Below are 1,250 nucleotides of genomic sequence, written 5' to 3'. Positions count from 1 at the left end.
TCGCCGCTGCGCACCATTTCGTTGAACGCCAGACCGAGCTTGGCGCGCAGGCCCAGGCCAACCCAGCAGATACGGGCCGGCAGACCCTGGAAGCTGATACGTTCGCGGGCCATGTCCAGCCAGTTGTGCAGGTGGGCGTCGTCCGGGATCAGCTCCTTGACCTTGGCGTCGGTCTTGTAGATGTCTTCAGCGTTGCCCGACAGTGCAGCCCAGCGGAACGGGCCGATGCCACGGCAGAACAGCGGACGGATGTACGCCGGTACGAAGCCTGGGAAGTCGAATGCGTTTTCCACGCCTTCTTCCTGCGCCATCTGACGGATGTTGTTGCCGTAGTCGAAGGTCGGTACGCCCATTTTCTGGAAGTCGAGCATCGCTTTGACGTGCACGGCCATCGATTGCTTGGCGGCCTTGATCACAGCAGCAGGTTCAGTTTTGGCGCGAGCGCGGTACTGGTCCCAGGTCCAGCCGGCCGGCAGGTAGCCGTTGAGCGGGTCGTGGGCGCTGGTCTGGTCGGTGACCATGTCCGGGCGCACGCCACGTTTGACCAGTTCCGGCAGGATTTCAGCGGCGTTACCCAGCAGCGCGATGGAGATCGCCTTGCCTTCTTTGGTGTATTTGGCGATGCGGGCCAGAGCGTCGTCGAGGTCGGTAGCCTGCTCATCGACGTAGCGGCTTTTCAGACGGAAATCGATGCTGACCTGCTGGCATTCGATGTTCAGCGAGCAAGCGCCGGCCAAGGTCGCGGCCAGAGGCTGAGCGCCGCCCATGCCACCGAGGCCTGCAGTCAGGACCCAACGACCTTTCAGGTCATCGTTGTAGTGCTGGCGACCGGCTTCGACGAAGGTTTCGTAGGTGCCCTGGACGATGCCCTGGCTGCCGATGTAGATCCAGCTGCCGGCGGTCATCTGGCCGTACATGGCCAGGCCTTTGGCGTCCAGTTCGTTGAAGTGTTCCCAGCTCGCCCAGTGTGGAACCAGGTTGGAGTTGGCGATCAGTACACGCGGGGCGTTGCTGTGGGTCTTGAACACGCCGACCGGCTTGCCGGATTGCACCAGCAGGGTCTCGTCGTCGTTCAGGTTGGTCAGGCTTTCGACAATCTTGTCGTAGCATTCCCAGTTACGTGCAGCGCGACCGATACCACCGTAAACCACCAGTTCTTTAGGGTTCTCGGCGACTTCCGGGTCGAGGTTGTTCATCAGCATGCGCAGCGGCGCTTCGGTCAGCCAGCTCTTGGCGGTCAGCTTGTTACC

General features: G+C 61.8%; 1 protein-coding gene. It reads right to left on the bottom strand.

Features of this window, described 5'->3' with window-relative positions:
* Nucleotides 1-1,250: urocanate hydratase (hutU, locus tag KGB07_RS27610; RefSeq protein WP_411741546.1), on the bottom strand; the 1,250-nt coding region annotated here is incomplete at both ends.

The sequence above is a fragment of the Pseudomonas sp. GL-RE-26 genome (assembly GCF_019956275.1).
Lineage (GTDB): Bacteria > Pseudomonadota > Gammaproteobacteria > Pseudomonadales > Pseudomonadaceae > Aquipseudomonas > Aquipseudomonas grandcourensis.
Note: the sequence above shows the minus strand (reverse complement) of the source record. Positions and strands in the feature narration are given on the sequence as shown.